This window comes from Leptospiraceae bacterium, from assembly GCA_016708435.1.
GTDB lineage: Bacteria > Spirochaetota > Leptospiria > Leptospirales > Leptospiraceae > UBA2033.
The window spans coordinates 49,074-69,701 of record JADJFV010000038.1 but is presented as its reverse complement, the minus strand read 5'-3'; the positions used below and the strand labels follow the sequence as shown (position 1 = coordinate 69,701).

At 36.3% G+C, this 20,628-nt stretch carries 13 protein-coding genes; all 13 read left to right on the top strand.

Going from position 1 to position 20,628, the window contains the following annotated elements:
- Nucleotides 1–256 precede the first annotated feature (256 nt).
- The 13 genes from IPH52_28220 (at nt 257) to IPH52_28160 (ending at nt 20,610) form a co-directional block, all read left to right on the top strand.
- The gene (locus IPH52_28220; GenBank protein ID MBK7058869.1) at nt 257–844 is read left to right on the top strand and encodes a PH domain-containing protein; all 588 of its coding nucleotides are present in this window, start codon (nt 257–259) and stop codon (nt 842–844) included.
- Between the two features lie 203 nt (nt 845–1,047).
- Entirely contained in the window at nt 1,048–2,487 is a 1,440-nt protein-coding gene (locus IPH52_28215; GenBank protein MBK7058868.1) for a hypothetical protein, read from the top strand.
- Nucleotides 2,488–2,886: 399 nt separating this feature from the next.
- Nucleotides 2,887–3,693 carry a GAF domain-containing protein gene (locus IPH52_28210; protein ID MBK7058867.1) on the top strand — a complete coding sequence of 269 codons (807 nt, stop codon included), beginning with the start codon at nt 2,887–2,889 and terminating at the stop codon, nt 3,691–3,693.
- A complete protein-coding gene (locus tag IPH52_28205) occupies nt 3,630–4,019 on the top strand; it encodes a hypothetical protein (GenBank protein ID MBK7058866.1) in 390 nt (129 codons plus the stop codon). Before IPH52_28210 ends, IPH52_28205 begins: the two co-directional genes overlap by 64 nt.
- 62 nt (nt 4,020–4,081) lie before the next feature.
- The gene (locus tag IPH52_28200) at nt 4,082–4,648 is read left to right on the top strand and encodes a SpoIIE family protein phosphatase (protein MBK7058865.1); all 567 of its coding nucleotides are present in this window, start codon (nt 4,082–4,084) and stop codon (nt 4,646–4,648) included.
- A 90-nt stretch (nt 4,649–4,738) separates the two neighbouring features.
- Nucleotides 4,739–5,359, top strand: a complete 621-nt coding sequence (locus IPH52_28195; GenBank protein ID MBK7058864.1) for a hypothetical protein — start codon at nt 4,739–4,741, stop codon at nt 5,357–5,359.
- Nucleotides 5,360–5,512: 153 nt separating this feature from the next.
- Nucleotides 5,513–8,569, top strand: a complete 3,057-nt coding sequence (locus tag IPH52_28190; protein ID MBK7058863.1) for a hypothetical protein — start codon at nt 5,513–5,515, stop codon at nt 8,567–8,569.
- Entirely contained in the window at nt 8,563–9,879 is a 1,317-nt protein-coding gene (locus IPH52_28185) for a hypothetical protein (protein ID MBK7058862.1), read from the top strand. The genes IPH52_28190 and IPH52_28185 overlap by 7 nt, the downstream gene beginning before the upstream one ends.
- Complete coding sequence (locus tag IPH52_28180) at nt 9,876–10,055, top strand: hypothetical protein (protein ID MBK7058861.1); 180 nt, start codon at nt 9,876–9,878, stop codon at nt 10,053–10,055. Before IPH52_28185 ends, IPH52_28180 begins: the two co-directional genes overlap by 4 nt.
- Nucleotides 10,052–11,608: a hypothetical protein gene (locus IPH52_28175; GenBank protein MBK7058860.1), complete on the top strand. Its 1,557-nt coding sequence runs from the start codon at nt 10,052–10,054 to the stop codon at nt 11,606–11,608. The genes IPH52_28180 and IPH52_28175 overlap by 4 nt, the downstream gene beginning before the upstream one ends.
- A gap of 285 nt (nt 11,609–11,893) precedes the next feature.
- The gene (locus IPH52_28170; protein MBK7058859.1) at nt 11,894–14,095 is read left to right on the top strand and encodes a hypothetical protein; all 2,202 of its coding nucleotides are present in this window, start codon (nt 11,894–11,896) and stop codon (nt 14,093–14,095) included.
- Nucleotides 14,095–14,832 (top strand): MotA/TolQ/ExbB proton channel family protein, encoded by a 738-nt coding sequence (locus IPH52_28165; GenBank protein ID MBK7058858.1) that lies wholly within the window; start codon nt 14,095–14,097, stop codon nt 14,830–14,832. The genes IPH52_28170 and IPH52_28165 overlap by 1 nt, the downstream gene beginning before the upstream one ends.
- 18 nt (nt 14,833–14,850) lie before the next feature.
- Nucleotides 14,851–20,610 (top strand): AAA family ATPase, encoded by a 5,760-nt coding sequence (locus tag IPH52_28160; GenBank protein ID MBK7058857.1) that lies wholly within the window; start codon nt 14,851–14,853, stop codon nt 20,608–20,610.
- Nucleotides 20,611–20,628: the final 18 nt, after the last annotated feature.

The following is a 20,628-nucleotide window of genomic DNA, read 5'->3' as shown; positions in this document are numbered from 1 at the left end:
ATTCCAAGTCAAGGCTTAAATTAAATATCCATGATATAAAATTACCCTAACCTTGCACGATGTTGCAGTTCAAGTTGCAGTTCATCTTGCAGTTTCCCTATACCCAGAAATTTTTATACCGAAAGTTAAACTGCTATATGAACTGCAACATGGACTGCTACTAGATGTATCTATTACAATGCATTTAACCAATCCTACACACATATTTTGATTTACATTTTTTATAAGCAGTCAAGAATGAAAACATGGGACTTACATGTTTAAAAAAATAAAATCCAAATACAAAGCCTACACAGAAGCGAGATTCCAATCGTGGACAGGCTTAGCATCAGGGGAAATAACTGTTTACCGCTCGAATAGATTCTTTGTATTTTTACTAATGGTCGGCTTAACAGGATTAGCCGTTTATGGGTATAGCTTTTATCCTAAGTTAGCAAGTCTACTCAGTGACGGATTTTTATTTTTTCATTTTCCTAAGATATTTAATTTAAAAGTTCCAGAGCCTAATTTCTTTACGCAAATTGCTCAGTATTTTTTAATAGCCCTCATTGGGTTTCACTGGATTAGCCTTGAAATAATCTTACTGGAATATTTTTTTTCTTGTATGTATCTTTCCAAAAGTCAGCGAACGATTATCTTTATAGAGAGTAATCTTTTCAAAAGAAAGATTCATATTCTAAAAGAGAAAAAAGTCCAGCACGAGCTTGAGGATACTCTGATTACCCGCATCTTCGGAATTGGCACTTTGACTTTGCATCTTGGAAATGGCGAAAGCTGGAAGATTCGTTCTATTAGCAAGGCAAGACTTGCTTTAAATGAGATAATTAGTTTTGATAAGAAATGAGGACTTTGACATGGAATTACAGTCACCTCGAACTGCTTCATCGTGAGAGGTCTATCTTGCTTAATACGATCGTTTTATTGCTAAATAGATTTCTCACATCACCCATTTTCTTTTCCACAAATCAAACCACCAAGGGATGTTCGAAATGACAGTCGTAATTTTTAAGTTATCGTCATTAAATGACAACAGTATGATAGTTATCAATGAAAACTAAAACTTTCTACGCAATCGTATTTGCAATTACTTTAGGAATAGTCTATTTCCTACTTCTATTCTCAAATCTCCAAAGACAACTAGACCACGATCAGATTGTTTACACAAATAATATCCGGTCTTTCTTTGTAGGCAAACAGTTCGTAAACCCTCACCATCTTCATTTTGAGCCAACTGGATTTTACTTTCATAGATTTCTTACACAGCACTTCCCCGATTACCTCGGCACAAATCTAATGTTTCATTTGCGAATACGATCCCTACTCTTTGCTTCGATTGGGATTTCAGCTTGCTTTCTATATCTGTATTTACTCACACGAAAGTATTTAGTTGCTTTGATTGCTTCCATTGCAATTGGTTTTCAGCACGGCTACTTATCGTATGCCGCAAAGAACGACACAGGAATTTATCCTGCTAGTTGGCTTTTTGTAATGCTTCTTGCTGGACTTGCCGTTTATCACTCACGGTATTCTATCTATGTATCCTGCCTTGCCGGCTTAGTGCTATTTGCCGGTGTAATGTTTCATGAATACATGGTTGGCTCTTGCATCGCGTTGTTTATAGGGTTACTCTTACCCGATTCTATTTTTCAATTGAAAATTCCGACTGCGTTTGAAAGAGTCAAACAGGATAACAGTCAAATAGAAGTTAGCCTCGTAAAAAGATATGTCTCCCTTTTATTTCTATTTTTATTTTGTTTTATTCCGACCGCTTGGTGTTATCTCTGGGGTGGTCGTGTTGTCTGGCAATTAGAATACAACGAAGCTCTTTATAGTTTTCAAAATTGGATCTTTGGTTATTTGGTTGGATCGCCTTATGGTCGAGCGATTACTAAGTATATACCGGAATACTCTATGCGCGGTTTCACGGATGCATTCTTTGCGAGAACGGACGGGATTCAGTATAATGCTTTTACGGATTTTCAATTCCAATTGACTTCCTTCACGAATCCCGTCGAGGTTACTCATACTTTGCTTCCCATTTTCATCTTAGTTTTTCTGTTGATTCTAATCTTTTTTTTCTTTAAGCTTACCCGTTTTTACGGAAGAAATTTTTTTATTCTTAGCCTTCACTTTTTATTTTTTCTATTCATCGGAGTAGACATCGAGCCCCATTATTTTGAATTCTGGATTATACCTGCCTTACTCTTTACAGTCTTCTTTGCTCTCTTCTGGAATTTCCTTGCCGAGAAAGCAAAAGACTACTTTGTATTAGCCCCGATTCGCACTCTAGCAGGCGTTGGCTTATTTCTTTCTGCCTTGCTAGTATCCGTTCACAACTATCAATACGAATTAATCCTCCACTCTAGATATTTTAAAACAGAAGGTGTCTACGGCAAAATAGGTGAAACCCCGATTGAATATTTCAAATCATCGGTTAATTATAAGTATCCGAATGAGCCGTATAGAGAAGTGGATAATCACCGATAAGATTTTAAATTTATTTATAAAATAGAAAGGGAAGAATATACAAAGCTAAACATACTAAAGTCAGAATGGTTTTCGGTCTTCTGTCATTTCGAACATCGCTTGGCGGTTGGATTTGCGACTAAGCAAGTGGGTGGATGGAGAAATCTATCTAGCAATAGAACGATAGTATTAAGCTAAATAGACCTCTCACAATTTTTCCTCCCTGCGCTTAGTTGCGCCCTTCACCTTCGTATGTTCGAGGTGACAGAATTAGCAAAACTATTTATCCGAAAACCACTCTGTCTTGAGTATATCGACATTCAAAGTTTTATTTCAAGTTAATTCTTATTGACTAGATTTCCAAAATTTAATTATGTAAAATCTATTCTAACATTTTGCATAGCCAGGGCGGATAACGTTATGGAAATTTTTAAAGAGTTAATTTCTCAAAATCCAATTGGAATTTTAGTCTGGTCACAGGCTGGATTAATAAAGTATACAAATCAATCCCTGCTTGGTTTGTTAAATTATAAAACATTTCCGTCCAGTTTAAACGATTGCGCAAGTGAAGAATCAAACCAGAATGAATTAAATATACTTAAGTCCCTGCAAAACTCTAATAAAAAATTTAGAACTTACACAAAAGAATTTTTCTCTGAAAACAAAGAGACTATTAAGCTTGATGTAATGACAAGCCAGGTGTCTTACGAAGGGGAAACTTACTATTACTCGCAAATAAGAAAGCATAAACCAATCACGAGCATTTCAAAAACAGAAACTTTAAAAAAGCAAAATGAAGTCTTACTCAAATTAACCAAAAGTGAAACCATTGACAGTGGAGATTTAGAAGCTTCCGTAAAAGAAATAACAGAAGCAGCAACAGAAGCTCTAGGATGCGAAAGATCAAGTGTATGGTTTTATACCGAGGATAATCAATCGATACTCTCAATGGATTTATTTCAGAAAACGCAAACTCTTCATTCCAGTGGAGCTGAACTTTTTGCGAATGTTTTTCCTGCTTATTTTAAATATCTTTCCGAAGAAAGAGTTCTCGGTGCGGATAACGCGCATACTGACCCGAGCACGCATGAATTTAGTAAAGTATATTTAACGCCACTGAACATCAAATCGATGTTAGACGCTCCGATTCGTCTTCACGGAAAATGGTCGGAGTCATTTGCAATGAAACCGTTGGTGATTTTAGAAACTGGACACAAGAGGAATTAAATTTCTCGGCTTCTCTTGCAGATTTAATTTCGAGAGCTATTGAAGCACAGATTCGTAAAAAAGCAGAAGATGAAATTAAACAAATCAATGAAAACCTCGAATTAAAAGTAGAAGAACAAACAAAAGAAATAAGGGAATCGCTAAATCAAATTACTAAGTTAAAAGAATTTCAAGATGGAGATTATTTTTTAACATCTCTAGTTTTAAATCCACTCATTGGAAATAATAATTCTTCTAGTCTTATTCAAACAGATTTTATTGTGAAACAAAAAAACAATTTCATTTTAGAAAATCGTCCGGACAGATTGGTGGAGATTTTTGCATAACAGAAACTCTTAGTTTTCAGAATGCCGAAAATCGCTATGTATTTTTCCTAAATGCAGACGCAATGGGAAAATCTATGCAAGGGGCAAGTGGAGCGATAGTCATTGGAACAGCCATTTTAAATATTCTCTGGCAAGCTAAGAACAAAGGCATATCCAACTTATCCGCAGAAGAATGGCTTCAATTTACAGTTTTAGAATTAAATAATATATTTCTAACATTTGATGGTTCTATGATTGTATCAGCTTTTTTTGGTTTGATAGGTGAGACTAATCGTGATTTGCTTTTCAGTAATTTTGAGCATCCACAGGTAGTTCTTTTTAGAGATAACAAAGCAAGTTTTTTAGAACTGAACAATCAAAATCCTAAACTGGGACTTATTTCGGTTAATTCAATTCCGATTGAACGAAAATTTCTACAGTCAAATGATATCCTGATTATTGGAAGTGACGGAAAAGATGATATCGAACTAAGCTCTAATAGCGAAGGTCGATCTATCAATGAAGATGAAACAGCAATTTTAGAACTTATTGAAAAAAGTGAAGGAAACCTTAAAAAAATAGAAATGCTTCTAGAAGAAAAAGGAACTCTCATTGATGATTTATCTCTAATGAGCATAAGCATTTCCTAATGTGGCAAATATTTCCCCGCTTTTGACTTGACGTGAAATCGCTTTTTCGAAAAGATTTCTTTAAAAAAGGAATCTCAGATGCAAAGTTTTATTTCAAATCAAAAGACAAAGACATTTACAAACATTTCATTCTTAATTCTACTCTTTAGTTTTATTTCTTGTAGCTCAGCGAAGGAAGAAGTAAAAGACACTAAAGACCAAAAGACTTTTTATCCGGCGGGGCAAAAAGAGATTATCCTCGATGAGAATGGCAAAGAGGTTCAGATTACATCTCGCGACCCGGAACTATTCCAAAAGGATTCCAAAAACTCGGACGAAGTATTTCGTGTAGTGCTCTCAAGTGAATCCTACCAGGTTCGCCAAATTCGCAAATCTGAATTCATTAAGCGCAAACCAGACCCGGGTGGAGATTCCATCATCATGGAAGAATTACTCAAATACAATAAAAAAGATTTCGTCGATGACGGGATAATCTCCGTTAAACTCAACGCCAAGACCGGCAAAATGGAAACCATTAACACAGATCGCTCTACTCGCATCCAGCAGCTACTCAAGATTATCTCCAACGACGCCACCCGCTGGACTCTCGAACACAAAAGCACAGAAGAGCCTACAGTTACAAAGTATCTCATTACATACAACGTTGTTCTCATTAACAAATCCAACCGCGACCAAATTAAAGAAGAGTTGAAGAAGGAAGTGAAGAAGTAAAACATCCCCTTTCGCAAAGGGGAATACATAGAAAGAATTAAACAACATCTAAAACATCAGGGGATTTTATTTTTCCGCCGAACTGCGTAACTCTATAAACTTTTTTTGCACATAGTTTCACTTACTTGACCTAGTTCAGGTAAGGAGAAACTTATGCAAAAATATACAATTCTATTTCTACTCTTACTCATTTTCTCTTGTCGTCACAAAAAGGTAGCCAGGATTTGGGAATTTCCGACCCGCCCAAATACAGAGGCTTTCTTTTTTAGCTATGGTGCAAGAGCTGGCAGCGATGCAGAGGTAAATCCAAATCAGCCGCCGGCGTGGGGACCTTCTCTTAAGGTAACGGATAATTCCATTTGTCTACGCTCACAGGATGACTTCTTTCGGTCTAAAGAATTTGGACCTAGCATGGGCTTTTGTATTGAGAAGACTGCGGATAATGAAAGTTTACTTCGTTCTGCTCTCGAGACATTAAGCGAACTCGATGAGACAAAGGTTCGTCCAGATGGATTCTTAAGCGATGAAGGAACTCAGGCTCATCTTTACTTTTTAAGTGTCACCGAGATTGTAAATGAAATTAGCTCATCGGGCACGCGGGTGTTCTTTTTGGGGGATAATCGCCTACATACCGCACTCGAAAAGCGAATGGATTTGAGCTTTGAAAATTACAAATCTGTGGCAGGCGACAAAGACCATCGGATTGAAACTAGCTTTTCTCTTCCTTACTTCTCCATTTACACAATTGGCGGAGCGCATAAACTCATTTTTCCTCCGCTCGATTCATCCATTCCACGCTCCCAGTTTCATTATTTAGTTCTAGAATTTACCAAATTCCCGGAATTCATTTCTGCTTACCAATCTAATTTTTCTAAAATCCAAAGCATCAACGATACATGGGAAGCGAGTTGTAGCAGAGAAAAATTACAAATCACAGAGACAATGGGATATGCCTCTGGCTCAACAAAACGGTTCATCGAATGGGCGGGCTCCAAAGACAACCCAAGCTGTATTAGTATGCTTAGCCTTTCGATTGGCGGAAAAAAAATCAACCTGGATACAAACTCGCCTTTTTTATTTCCGGGTGCAGTCAAACTTTTCATCGAAGAAAGCTCTCCTCTAGAGGGAATTGTTTTAAAAGATGCAAACTGGAAAGATATTAAAAGCTCTTCTAAGTTAGAACTCAGTGCATTCGATTTTACGGATTCCTGGGATTTGCCGGAGAATGTAAATTTCAATTGGGCAGAAGAAGAATTTTCTCTCAAAAAAGTAAACACTTCCTGCGAGTGGACATCCTCTATTATCCGCAATGCCAACCTATGTGGCGATCCGGGTCTTGAACTAGACGGAACATTTGTTCCGGGCAGTCAGGCTAATTCGAGTAATCCTGACAATCCGAATAATCCAAGCTCTCCCGCGGGCTCGGCGAGCAACATAAATTATTGTAAGCCTGAAGACTTTACACTCACTGAGTTAAATGCATTCGGTTTAAGACCGGAAAATCGTCTCGATAGAACAGGTAAATTCATTGAACTAAGCTTCCTAGGGGCTAATGAATGTAAACTTTCTATAATGGAATTACTCATCGGATCTGTAAAAGTGCCATTTACCATTGCAAGTAAAATCGTTAAGCCAAATTCCTACTGGCTCATCACAGATGGCAGGCATATGACAGGAGTTCCCAATCTAGTTCGAAGGAATCTAGATTTCCTCCAGTGGCAAGACACGATTACCCTCCAGACTTCGACTAGCTCTAAGATTTTATGGAAAGGCTTAAAGGCTGAGGATAATTTTCTTTCGGAGTCCATGTCAAAAGAAGTCTATTCGATGCATGTGAGTGGAGAAAAATTCTACCATCACAGAGAGCAAAAGCCTAATCTCTTACAAGCAGTCTATCGCGTATCGCATACCATGAGTCCTGGAGAGGCTAATAATACGAATGCGCCCGATGCATCCGGAGAACTATCTGAAGTTCTATGGGCAGGTGGTTACAAAAATTCCGTTTCCTTAACAGACGAAAAATTTGTAGAATTAAGAACCAAAGGAGATGGAACACTAGAATTGGAAATACAATTTGGCACTAAGCTTTCTCGTTTTTATATTCCTGTCTCGGGATTAGATGTATTTACAGTTTTATCTAAATCTAACTTTCAATGCTTTCCGAATGCACGCTCCATTGTAAGCGACAAATTATCCTTATCCGATGAAATTACAACTCTTCGCTTGAAGGCAGACGGTAAGAATTTACAGGAAGTAAAATACTTTCCCCTTCGCGACAATGGCTATAACAATACTACGCAAAAAGTCAGAGCCAGTTTTTCTAATTCAGGAATCAATTCTATTTGGAGAAGTTCGACTAAACCTCTTCGTATATCCATTGCACCGGATTGTCAGGGACAGGTATTTGCAACGCCGGAAGCCTCGAATGAATTTGAGCCTTTCCTTGCCGACGAAATATTTGACCATCAAGGTAACGGCAGATTCTATTTAGCCGCATCTGTATTTGATTTGAATTTACCTTATAGTGTAAAGTTTTATTCCCATTTACCGCAAGAAGAAGCATTTCTATCTCTAGAAAAAACTGGAATTGCAAGTCTACTAAAACCAGTCATAAGTATCCTTTCTACGAATGGTTTATTCTATCAGAAATTAGAAAACTATTCAGACTTAAAATTATACAACCGAGATGGAATCTTTATCGAGGGGATAATGACAAACCCGATGAATCCACAGAATGAGTGGATACTATTTTGTAACCGCAGTAAGGTAAATCGAGATATGGCGGACTATGAAATCGAAGACGAAGACTCACCCGATAGAATTGACTCTTATTTTAAAAGGAAGAAATTGAATCTACCATCTGGCGTAAGCGCCCCTGCATTTCTGGGAAACTCTACAAACCTATCGCCAGGACAATGCGGGTATCTAGTTGATCCCGAATCTTCTCTTTTAAATTTGAAACCAATGGGCATAGCGCCAACTCTTGTGTTTACCGTTCGCACTACATCAACTATCGGAAATGGAGTGTCTTCGGGAGAAGCGTTAGATCTTTTCAAATACATTGGCACGGAAAGAATTCATGTTCATTCGTTTGGGAATCGTTACTCGCACGCACCATTCACACTTCCTGTCTCGACGGATGAAATTATTCTATTGCAGCCGGGAAAGAGAGGAGAAGGAAAGTATGACTACGAGGTTCTCAAATGGTAAGATTCGTATTACTCCTATTAGCCGCCATTTCTTTACATGCGGAATACAGAGTAGATATGATTTCTGCTTATAAAAAAACAACTCAGGACAAACTCGAAAACAACAAGACTGTAACTACGGAATCAAAAACCTCTGACAACCTAGTTGCAGTCCACGGAAATTTCTCGGGAGCAAAAGCAGGCTTTGGATACAAGGTGCATTTTATTTTAAACAAACGATTCAATGACAAAGACTATAAAGACATCTTGTATTTAGGGGAAAATTGTTATTTGCTCCTTCCTGTAAAGAAACTTCAATTTGTTCTAGGCAGAAAACTTTTCTCGACAAGTCCCTATCTCACAGAGAATTGGAAAGATGGAATGGAAGGATTTGGAATTGAAACACAGGTATCCGATCAGTTTCGATTCCATGTATACCTAGTTGATTTTTATCGCGGATATCCCCTCTTTGAAAAATACTTTCTTTCTAAGAATATTGCAGATAACGTTCAAAATGGAGAGCGGTTTCGACATGGGCTATCGCTTGTTTACCACAAAGACAATCTCTATTCTAAATTTCAATTCACCTATCTAAATCTTGGCAATTGGGGGGACGCAACCAAAGACGATTTAAAATCCCAACCCAAAGGAGACTCTGATTTTATTTATCATGGAATGTTCCAAGTCTCTAAGAGAGGCAAATACTTTACTTCTGGATTTGAATTTCAGTTTGCGCGTGGACTCGACAAAGCACAGTCAAATTCTGTTCGTAAAGAAAAGTCGATTCCTATTTCAGGAGAATTGATTCGTCTTTACTTTGAGTCTTACTGGAAATTCTTTCATACAAGAGTAGAAGCTTTTATCCCCGACTCGGACAAAAGAAATTGGCAGGGAGAAATTTTAGAATCCGGGTTTGTGGGATCGGGCTCGTATCCGGGCAATGCATTTTTATTAAACCAGGAATTAAACTTTTATCCTTCTGGCTGGCTTACTCCTAGTGGCTTACAAAAAGTAGACGCTTCCTACAATGGACGAAGGAATTCTTTTTGGGCTCATCTACTTCTTTCTGCCCGACTCGACGATATATTTTTTATTTTAGAAGGAGACCATCTGACTCCGAGAAAGGCAACTGGTGCGTCTAATGGCAATATTTCGCTTAAGAAAGAGGACTATGAAAAATCATTTCTATTTGAACTCACAGGCTCTATACGATACGATAGACGAAATACAGATGGATTTTTCATTCAGTTCAATGTGTCCAAACTCTATACATCTAAAGATATACTCATCGACGGCACTTCTGCTTTCTTGCAAGGGGGAGTCATATTTTGAAAGTAAATATATTCTTACTAATACTATTCCTCTCCTGCACTACGAATAAACCTGTGAATAAAAATTTACTTCTCAGCTTACTTTCAGATTCGACAGGAAGTGTAACGGCTTATTTCTCTTATCCGGGACGATACATAGAAGAAGAAAAAAGAGAAACGTATTACAAGCTATATTGACTCTGATTGAAAATGCAAAATTCTCTTTAAAAGTCTATGCGTATTCATTAAATCACCCCGAAATCATTTCCGCATTAAAAGAAGCGAGAAGCCGAGGGGTAAAAGTAGAAATCGTCGGAGACAAAGACCAAAATTATGATCTTGTAAAGGCGAGCGGATTTCCCATTAAGGTTTGGAAGCAATCCGGTCTTCATCATATCAAAGTAATACTTGCGGATAATAAGAAATTATTCACAGGAACAGGAAATTTCTCGCGCTATGGTTTGACGAATGACTGGAACGGCTACATACAATTAGACGTAGAATCACTAAATCGATCTCGCACTCTGGAATTTTTAAATGAAAATTTGACTCTACCCATACTTGATACCAATGGAATTTCCTTTATAGGATCGCCCGATAATGGGTTTCTAAGTCAGGATTTACTACTCGAAAAAGTAGAAAACGCAAAAGTCTCCATTAACTATCTCATATTCGATCACTATGATGCAGTCTTAAGTCATGCTCTTAAAAAAGCTACCGAGCGCGGCGTGCAAGTGACCGGCGTATACGACTCTCCTGTAGATGACGAAGGAGTTTATTTAGCAGATAATTTTTACGGACTCAGTTCTGGAATTTACAAAGATGGAAATGAAGACATTGAAGAAACCCAATCTTTTCCGGAAGGAGGGCTTCTTCATCATAAGAGTATGATTGTTGACGGCAAAGTATTATTATCCGGCTCATTCAATTATTCGAGCAATGCAAGAGACTCCAATCGAGAGATTCTTTTTAAAACAGAAAATTTCTATTTAGTTTCCGAATTTCAAAAAGAATTCAATCGCGTAAGAGACAAGTCCTATCCAATCCCAAAGAATCGCTTCCATAGCTTTGCCAATAAGATAACAATAGACTCTTATGCACTCATAGGGGATACTCTTTGTTTACCAAACAATATAGATTCACCAGTAGTTGAACTTGGCTCCGGTGTTTGGAAGACTTATTTGTATTATCCGAAAGTTAAGAACTCTAAGTGCTTTTTTATTTCTTCCTATGAAAGCATTTCTTCTGGGCTTACACATGGAACAAAATCAGATTTCACTTCTCTAGATAGACTCTGGGATTCTTTTCAAGTCTATGATCGGAATTCAAACATCTCCTATCACTTTAATTCTGCAAGCCCACATCCCATTTTTCATTCTGGTAAAAAAATGATTTTGAAAAATCCAAGGTATCTAAGTTTTACTTCCTCGCGTATTTATTTTGAAATGAAAGAAAAACTACCAATAGCTACAAAAGACATTCATGTGTGGATACCAGGAAAGAATATTCGAAGTTCAAAAGTAGAACAGCCATTAGCCACTGACCTTGGATATACAGCTATTATCCCTACAGTATCGAGTGAGCGATTTTACGCCGGCGTATTCATTGATACACCAGACGCCATTTACTTTTTCTGCTTACAAGAAAGAACCAAATCCAATCGTGATTCTTTTGACTTTCTAATTCGCCAAATCTATCTAGACAGCGACCGCACTACCCCGCAAGAAACAAGCTGTGTTAGAAATGATTGAGATTTTATGAAGTAGAAAACCGACCGATGAACCATAGCATTATCCACCAATCAGAAACTGATTAGCACAAATTTCCACGATAAAAAAAGATTTGGATACAAACAAAATTACAAATATTGCAAATCAGAGGACCTATCGAATCTTTTATCGGTGCTCTCGGTGTTTATCGGTGGTAATCTTTAAAAAAACCTCTGATTCACCTCCTAGAAAATCCCAATTTCCCATCCTAAGTTTATTTTTTTAGTTCCAAAAAACCAATAAAATAGAAGTCTTGTAGTTAGAGCCATGAACAAGAGCAGCACACGATTTTTTGCAAATTCTTTCGGTCTTCGAATCCTACCGAATATAATTCTATGCCTTTCCCTTGGGTTTTTAGGATCGCTTTTTTTTAAAAACGCCTATCAGGAAATTAAGCAGATAGAGAACGAAGACGTTTTCTTTCAAGCTGCCAAATTAGTATTAGGACTCGCCTTCCTTGCCGGACTTTTACTCAAGCGGCTAATGCATGGAATCCGCGCACTCTACTTAGAATACGCTGTATTGGCATTACTAGTTTCAGAGATGATTACTCTCAATGGATATTCGTCCGGTCTACTACAAGTCGATTATATTTTTTATACGGATATTTTTTTATTCTACGCAAGTCTCAATTCTTTTGTGACGGGGATGCTTGCTGCGCGACTAAAGAACTTTAGACTCTGGGGATTTTTGGCGGGCGGAACAAGTTATATCGTTTATGCTTTTTTTAATCCGACGATTGTCATCAAAGCGGAAAATTACCTTATGCCGCTTGTATTTGTAATGACACTAGAGCTTTTACTTTTTTCTATCATCCCTAAAGCGCATAACGCAAGTCAAAGATCGACTCCGAAGACATTTCCAATCAATGATATCTTTTTTTATTCTTCGCTTTCTTTATTCGTTTGCCATGCAATTCTTTACTATGTAAATATCAAAACCCCGGATTCATTCATCCTAGGAACAGGCTCGGGGCTATTGCTCTTCAATATCATTTTCCATTACGGATTTTTAAATTCCAAACTCAGATGGAAATATCTTGCCGGTAGGGGAATACTGATTGTTAGCCTGATTCTTACAATGCATCTATCGCGCTATGAATTGGCTGCGGGGATTTTACTTTTTCTAGACACTGCCTGCATTGCAATCTATCGACCGAGCAAATACAAATTAAGTCTTATTCTTCCGTCGATTGCGGGTGGTTTAGCCTTGTATGCTCTTACCCATTTTCTAAATATTTATTATTTGCGCTACGAGTTTAGATATTCATTTGTCTTCGGTTTTATTTTACTTGTCTGGACTCCTTTTCTATTTTTGAATTCTGTTAACTTCTTAAATAAACTCATGACAGTTTCTTTAAGCTTTGCACTAGCGGCTTATTTCTTTTCTCCGCTACCCTACGACTACAAAATGAACTTTGTTAAAACCGAGAATCTAAGACCAATTCCCTATCTTTTAAATTCGATTGGTCTAAATGAAGAAAACTTTGTTTTTTTTAATGTAAACCTTCCTTTTAAAAACCAGGAAACACTTCCTAAAAAGAATACATTTAGAAATAAAACAATTATTCTAGGACTTGGTGATAACTTAGAAATTACTTTGACTTATTTGTATCATCTGAATAAGAATGGTTATCCGTTCATTATTTTTCAAGATAAAAATTCGAGACACCTTACAAATCATCTAATTGAATTTGATTCGATTGAGTATCCACTTTTTAGAATCTATTTTCCAAAGAATTCAATTCCTCTACTCAAGACAGAGAAAGAAAGTCGGTCTGAGAGTTTGAGTTGGGAAATCCAACATGTAGAAACTAGACTGCGCGGACTTGAAGCTAACGATGATATTGCGGATACACTTGCCAATCTAATTAACTATTCGAGTGGAACTTTAAACGAAACAGCAATTTCTTATCGAAATAAATTCTACAACTCTTACAAGACTTATGCTGAATATTATTACAGGATAGGCGACTTCGATAGATCTGTTCAAATGGCAAACCTGGCATTTCGCTTTCATGTAGCTGATGATAGCCTACTAGATACAGGATACAATTCTCTATTGCGCATAACGACTGAGAAAGAACAAATACCTGTCATGAAAATTCTACTAACTAAAAATAAATACAAAGAGCAAATTATAAAACGACTCTATCCGATGTTACTCAGTCTAAACAAAAAAGAAGAAGCTCTCGATAGAATCAATGAGCTCATTGATTTTTACGCAAAGAATCCGGAAGCTCATGCAGAAGAATTGAAAAATCTAAAAATCGAAAAAGCAAAAATCTATCTACAATTTTCAAATATTAGAGAAGCCGAAGAAATTATTATGACCGAGTCAAGAAAAAACAACGGTTCTGTCATCTGGCAAAAACTTCTAGCAGACTTAGTCTCTTTAAAAGAAAGCACTTACAGGGTTCATGTTAATCCTGCCGTTAATCCAAATTTCATCCCTAGGAGCGTTGAATGATACTTACTACTTACTTAGGAATATTTCTAGCATTTCTGTCCGTCATTATTGCAATTCTTTTAGAAGGAGCACATATTGGCGCTTTCTTCAAATTATCCGCCATTATCTTAATACTAGGTGGCACTCTAGGAGCAACGATCGCAAGTTTTTCTGTTACGCAAATACAGGCAATGCTTGTTATCCTCAAATTGATTTTTAATCAAAGTAAGAAATTAGACTTCATGGAATTATTCGTCAAGCTATTAGAAAAAACGCGAAGAGATGGACTTTTGTCCTTAGAAGATGAAATCGAAGAAATCGACAATGAACTAGCGCAGAAAGGTCTTCGCTTGATTGTAGATGGAACAGATCCTTCTACCGTCGAAGATATTTTATTTGAATGGTCTGAGCAAAAACAAGAAGTCGAAATGAATTCTTCTAAAATTCTCGAAACTGCCGGCGGGTTTTGTCCAACGATTGGAATTATCGGAACTGTAATGGGTCTTGTTCACGTATTAGAAAATCTAGGCGCAGGAACGGCTGCTCTCGGAGAAGGAATTGCAACTGCATTCATCGCTACCTTCTATGGAATTGGTTTTGCCAACTTAGTTTTTTTACCAATAGCAAACAAAGTGAAAGCTTATTCAAGAACCGAGCATGAGAGGAGACAGGCTGTTATCCGTGGTTTGCTTTCAATTCAAGCAGGGGATAATAAGCGTATTATGCTAGAGAGAATGTCCCCTTTTATGGATCAATAATTCCTTCTTATGCAACCAATGGATTTTACAATCCTTGAGACTATTTTCGAAGGTCCAAAACATACCATTTTCAGGGCAGAGGATCAAAATAAACAAAGAGTAATTCTCAAAGTATTGAACACAGAGCATCCAACCGAGGTGGAACTGAATCGACTTCAAAATGAATTTCGAATTTTAGAAAAGCTTAAATCTATAAAAGGAATAGCTGAAGTAATTGGATTAGGAAAGTTTAAAAACAAATACACTCTCGTCTTCGAAAATTCAGAGGGAAACAATCTAGAGACAAGCATCAAAGGTAAAATTCCTTTGTATACTTTTTATAAAATCGCAAAATCAGCCGTAACCGCATTAGAAAAGATTCATGAAAATAAAATCATTCATCGAGACATTAAACCTTCCAACATTTTATATGACCCACAGACGGGTGAAGTAGAAATTATAGATTTTGGCTCGAGCTTAGAAGTTGATACTGCATTCCCAAGTTCAAAGACCAAGGAAATAATAGATGGTAGCCTCGCCTATGTTTCACCGGAACAAACTGGTCGCATAAACAGACAGACCGATACCCGATCTGATTACTATTCTCTCGGGGCAACCTTCTATCACTTACTAACCGGTAAACCACCTTTTTCTGCAAATGATCCAATGGATATGATTTACAGTCATATCGCAAAAGAACCATTAGCTCCTACTAACATTGAAAGTAGTATACCGGAAGATCTTTCAAAAATTATACTAAAATTACTTTCGAAGGATCCAGAGACAAGATATCAAAGCTCTTATGGAATCTTATATGATTTAGAATGGATTAGTTCTAACCAATACAATACGGATGAATTCATTGTGGGCAAAAAAGATTTTTCCTCAGAGTTCCACATTCCTCAAAAGTTGTATGGAAGACAAAATGAAATCAAATCCTTGGTTGATACGTTTTATCATATGTATCAGCACGGAAAACCACAATTATCCGTTATAACAGGTGCAGCCGGTATCGGAAAGTCCGCCTTAGTAAAAGAAATCTACAAACCAATTTCTGAGGCAAGAGGGTATTTTATTTCTGGAGAATATGAACAGTTTACTAAGAGTTTACCGTTCAGTGGATTGATCAAGGCATTTTCTAATTTGATTCAAATTTTACTTACCGAGACTTCAGAAGAAATTGAAAACTGGCGACGTAGAATTGTATCTCAACTCGGAAGCAATGCAAAAATTGTAGTCGATGTAATCCCACAATTAGAATTAATCATTGGCGCACAACAAAGCGTAGCCGCATTAGACTCACAGGAAAATGCCACTCGCTTTTATTCAGTGTTTCAGAGTTTCATTCGAGTATTTTGCACACTGAATCATCCCCTAATTTTATTTTTAGATGATCTGCAATGGATAGATACAGCTTCTCTTCAAATGATTAAGAACTTAATGTCTGATACTTCGCTACGGTATATATTCATTATCCTGAGTTTTAGAACTAGCGAGGACTCGCAAAACCACTCATTTCTAGATATGATTGATTCTTTGAAAAAAGAAAAAATTTACCCAATCACAATTCGACTAAAAGAACTAAAAGCAAACGATATAAATCAATTACTAATGGATTGCCTTTTCGCAAACGAGGAGGAAGTAAAAAATCTTTCTGAACTTATTTTAAATAAAACTGCTGGCAATCCATTTTTCGTCAATGAATTATTGAAGGACCTTTCACGTGAGAAAATAATTTATCCCAATCATGAAAAAGGAAAATGGCTTTGGGACTTAGAGAAAATAAAACATACAAATATTTCTGAAAATATTATAGATCTTCTGATTAGCAAAATCAAGCGTCAATCAAGCAAATCACAGGATATTTTAAAAATGGCAGCTTGTATTGGCTCTACGTTTGATTTATGGATACTAAGTATTATCCGCAATCAATCTTATCAAGAAACAATGGATTCTCTAAAAGAACTTATACGAGAAGATTTCATCTATCTTCCAGAGTCTTCGATTCAAAGATTGAATCAATTTTCACTAAATAGTTTAAAACCAGATCAAGCAAAACTTATAGTCTACCAATTTCAGCATGATAGGATTCAACAGGCAGCCTACGAATTATTGGAAGAAGAAGAAAATAAAAATTTACAGCTTACAATCGGACGAATTATGTGGGGAGAAAATTATTCAGATGATATTTTATTTGATTTAACAAATCACTTAAATATTGGATCAGAAAAAATAATGGACCCAATTGAACGAGAGCGGTTAATCACATTAAACCTAAATGCATCGAAGAAAGCAAAATTATCAACGGCATACGAATTATCCCTTCACTATTTAAACCAAGCCCTAAGCCAAGTTGATAAATTTTCCGATCCATGGAATGAAATTTTTTCATTAACCAAACAAGTCTATAGAGAGTTGACTGAATTATACTATCTAAATGTTCAATTTGAAAAAATGGAAGAAAGTATTTCCATCTTCTTAAAGCATACTCATGATTTGTCTGAAGTTATGCACTCCTATCGCCTTCTTATTAATTATTATACTACCGTTTCAAATTTCGAAAAAGCCATTCATGCAGGAATGGAAGCGATGAAGTATTTCGATATTATCCTCCCAACAAAAGATATTTCTTCCTTTACCGAAAAAGAATTTAAGAAAATAGAGCATTATCGAAGAAGGCATTCCGTGGAATCATTATTATCCGCTCCGGAAATGAAAGATGAAAGTAAGAAGCTAGCTTTAGAAATTATGTCCAATTTAATGCCAGCGGCTTATCTATATAATTCAGAACTCTGGACATACATTGTCCTAAAATCAGTGAATTCAATTCTGGAAAATGGAATATCAGATCAAGCTTACAGCCTCTCAGGTTATGGTATCATTTTAGGATCTATATTCAACGATTATAAGACGGGTCATGCTTTCGCTATTCTAGCATTAAAAATTGCTGAAAAGCATCAGAACAAATCAGAAATTACTAAGACGGCAAGCGTCGTAGCTAATTTTACTCTGCCCTTTAGAGAGCATTTAAAAAACGCAGCCGAGTTAAATCGCAAATGCTTAGAGGTGGGTAAAGAATCTGGAGAATTACAACATCTAAGTTATAGTTTGGTTTTTAATATAATTAATTTATTCTTTACTAGCAAAAATCTTTTGAGCATTTTAAATGATACAATTCCAAAACATATGCTTTTGTGCAAGCAGGCAAAGAGTAGTATTGGTAAAGATACCATCAATGCAGTAAGAATTGTACTGATGGAAATGACAACTAGCCCTGAAGACAAGATGGAGCTAGAGGTTATCAACGAATATGCTCAAAAATTTCTACTGGAATGGAAAGAAAATCATAACTATATTACTGTCTTTATATTCAAGACACTTCGAATGTTAATTTTTTTTCTTCAAGAGAATTATGAAGATGCTTACAATCAAGTCATGCGAGCAGAAAAATACCTAGAGTACGCAACGGGCACTTACACTGTCTGCGAATACAATTTGTATGCCTCCCTCACATTATGCGCGTTATCCACAAATGCTGATCCTATAGAAAAAGAGCAATACATTACCAAAGTCAAAGCATACCAAAAGCAAATGAAAGCTTGGAGTAAGTTTTGCTCTGAAAATTTTCTTCACAAATATCTTTTAGTAGAAGCAGAGCTAGCTAGACTAAGTGGACATTTCTGGCGAGCCAGTAAATTATACGATGAAGCAATCGCAGAAGCACATAAGAATGAGTTTCTGCATATGGAAGCTATCGCAAATGAACTCTGTGCGAATCTTTATATGCATTTGGGAAAAACTAAAATTATGCGAAGCTATATGATGGAAGCCCACTATCTATACAGTCGTTGGGGTTCAGTTGAAAAAGTGAATCAAATCGAAAAAAAATATCCAGATTTATTTCCAAAAACAAATCGTAGAAAGGTTAATAGTGATTTGTCGGATAACGCCATGGACGCTCGAGCAAAGTTTACCCATCCAGTAAGTTTGCTTGATCTGAATGCTGTCATCAAGGCATCCCAAGCACTCGCAGAAGAAATTGTTCTTGAAAAACTTTTAAAAAAAATTATGCGAATTTTATTTGAAAATGCGGGAGCAGAGAAAGGTCTTTTTATAAAAATTCACAATGATGATTTTTTCATTCTTGCCAATGGAAATTCAGCCGAAGAAGAAATTGAAGTTTCAAACACCAACTCAGCTTTAGGAAAAGCCTTTGTAAATCCAGATATAGTTCCCTACTCATTGATTAACTATGTAAAGAGAGTAAAAAAACACATCGTTCTTCGAGATGCAAGTAAGGAAGATTTATTTATCAATGATCCTTATCTCAGAAAGTGGAATCCAAAGTCTATTCTGTGTTATCCGGTATTGAGACATGACAGTTTAATTGGAATAATCTATCTTGAAAACAATTATACGGTAGACGCATTCACAAAAGAAAGATTGGAAGTTTTGAGCATTCTTTCAACTCAAATTGCCATTTCTATAGAGAATTCCGAATTGTATGCAAACCTAGAAGCTAAGGTAGAAGAACGAACGGCTAATCTAAATCATGCGCTAAAGGAAGTGCAAGTTCTAAAAGAAAAGCAAGATGCAGATTATTTTTTAACATCCCTTCTCATTGAACCGCTTGGCAAGAATAATATTCAAACTGATGCAGTTCAAATTGAATTTTTAATCGAACAAAAAAAGAAATTTATTTTTAAAAACAAAGAATTAGAAATTGGTGGGGATCTTTGCACTACAGATCGAATTTTTTTAAATAACCGTTCTTATATTGTAGTTCTAAACGCAGACGCTATGGGGAAATCGATTCAAGGAGCCGGCGGCATATTAGTATTAGGCTCTGTTTTCAAATCAATTTTACAAAGAACACATTCCATCTCTTTAGGAGAACATCTCTACCCGGAAAAATGGATAAAGAATAGCTTTCTTGAAATGCAAAGAATATTTGAAAGCTTCGATGGCTATATGCTTATATCGCTCGTTCTAGGTCTACTAGACGAAGAAAATGGAGTTCTATATTTTATAAACGTGGAACATCCGAAGATTACTCTTTATAGAAATAAGAAAGCTAAGTTTATTGAAAAGGTTGGACGCAAATATAGAAAGATGGGGATACAGGGAATTAACTCCCCTATTCAAATTTCCTTATTTCAAATGTTAGCGGGTGACGTATTAATCATTGGATCAGATGGGAGAGACGATATCATTATTGATCGAGATGAGAATGGATTAGAAGTGCTAAATTTTGATGAAGATTTATTCTTAGAATCTGTAGAAGCCGGCAACGGAAATCTAAAAGAAATTTCTCTATCTATTAAAACTAAAGGTGAGTTAAATGACGATTTATCCCTGTTACGTGTTAGCTTTAAGGAATTAGAATTTATAAAAGAAGAAGACAGGCAAAAAGAAGAAAAAGAATTTCTCATATTGTTAAATCAGTTAGAAGAAAAGTTAGAATTTCAAAAGACAAACAAAGATTATCCAGCATTGATTAAAACCTATGAGGAATTAATCGAGCTGCAACCGCTCGATAAGAAAAATCTTTTGCAGCTATCTTTACTTCTATTTAAATTGAAAAATTATGATAGATTCATTCATTATGCTGAACTAATCAAACTTCGCTCTCCGGCAGGTAGACGAAACTTATTTAGACTCATCGTTGCCCTTATGAGAGTAAAGAATTTTCCAAGAGCCAATAGTCTTATCCTTGAAGTTCTAGCGATAAACCCATTGAATAGAAAAGCAAAAATATTGGAGCAGATAATGGCTGATATCCTGATTAAATCGGTATAACAATATTTTTATTGTAAA